General features: G+C 48.8%; 9 tRNA genes. All 9 read right to left on the bottom strand.

The window, feature by feature from the left end:
- Positions 1–191: 191 nt before the first annotated feature.
- Positions 192–267 (bottom strand) — tRNA-Ala (locus IEV74_RS19550).
- Positions 268–273: 6 nt separating this feature from the next.
- Positions 274–350: transfer RNA gene (locus tag IEV74_RS19555), tRNA-Pro, on the bottom strand.
- A gap of 6 nt (positions 351–356) precedes the next feature.
- Positions 357–433: transfer RNA gene (locus IEV74_RS19560), tRNA-Arg, on the bottom strand.
- A gap of 3 nt (positions 434–436) precedes the next feature.
- A tRNA-Leu gene (locus IEV74_RS19565) sits at positions 437–525 on the bottom strand.
- Positions 526–534: 9 nt separating this feature from the next.
- Positions 535–609 (bottom strand) — tRNA-Gly (locus IEV74_RS19570).
- Between the two features lie 18 nt (positions 610–627).
- A tRNA-Leu gene (locus IEV74_RS19575) sits at positions 628–712 on the bottom strand.
- 4 nt (positions 713–716) lie between these two features.
- Positions 717–792, bottom strand: a tRNA-Lys gene (locus tag IEV74_RS19580).
- 43 nt (positions 793–835) lie between these two features.
- Positions 836–911, bottom strand: a tRNA-Thr gene (locus IEV74_RS19585).
- A gap of 1 nt (position 912) precedes the next feature.
- A tRNA-Val gene (locus IEV74_RS19590) sits at positions 913–988 on the bottom strand.
- Positions 989–1,070 lie beyond the last annotated feature (82 nt).

Here is a 1,070-nt window from a genome sequence, read left to right on the forward strand (position 1 = left end):
AAATTTAAATCAGGGTTAAAAGGTTAACAATAGACAAAATCTATCATTTGCTTTTAATCCGTTTTATTTGAAAAACATGAATGTTTTTCTTGACATACTGGTTGTTTTGTTCAGTTTTCAAAGAGCAAATTTGTTTTTAGACAGCTTTTATATTGTATTATCACAACTAAATTTTGTCAATAACTTTTTTATGGTGGAGCCTAGCGGGATCGAACCGCTGACCTCCTGCGTGCAAGGCAGGCGCTCTCCCAGCTGAGCTAAGGCCCCTTTGAATGGTCGGGAAGACAGGATTTGAACCTGCGACCCCATGGTCCCAAACCATGTGCTCTACCAAGCTGAGCTACTTCCCGATAAAATGGCGCGCCCGAGAGGAGTCGAACCCCTAACCTCTTGATCCGTAGTCAAACGCTCTATCCAATTGAGCTACGGGCGCGTATGGTGCCGAGGGCCGGACTCGAACCGGCACGGTAGAAACCTACCGCAGGATTTTAAGTCCTGTGCGTCTGCCAATTCCGCCACCCCGGCGTTTGGAATTGGAGCGGAAGACGGGATTCGAACCCGCGACCCCCACCTTGGCAAGGTGATGTTCTACCACTGAACTACTTCCGCATAGCATATTAAATTAAATGGTGCGGGTGAAGGGAGTCGAACCCCCACGTCAAAAGACACTAGATCCTAAGTCTAGCGCGTCTGCCAATTCCGCCACACCCGCAAAATGGTGAGCCATGAAGGATTCGAACCTTCGACCCTCTGATTAAAAGTCAGATGCTCTACCGACTGAGCTAATGGCTCACAACACTTAGATAACATTTAAAAAACATATTATGTTTTAAAATGGTGCCGGCCAGAGGACTTGAACCCCCAACCTACTGATTACAAGTCAGTTGCTCTACCAATTGAGCTAGGCCGGCATGGTGGAGGATGCAGGGCTCGAACCTGCGACCCCCTGCTTGTAAGGCAGGTGCTCTCCCAGCTGAGCTAATCCTCCGACACTTATGTAACGCCTGGCGGCGTCCTACTCTTGCAGGGGCAAAGCCCCAACTACCATCGGCGCTGAAGAGCTTAACTGC

Source organism: Virgibacillus oceani (assembly GCF_014638995.1).
Lineage (GTDB): Bacteria > Bacillota > Bacilli > Bacillales > Amphibacillaceae > Virgibacillus_E > Virgibacillus_E oceani.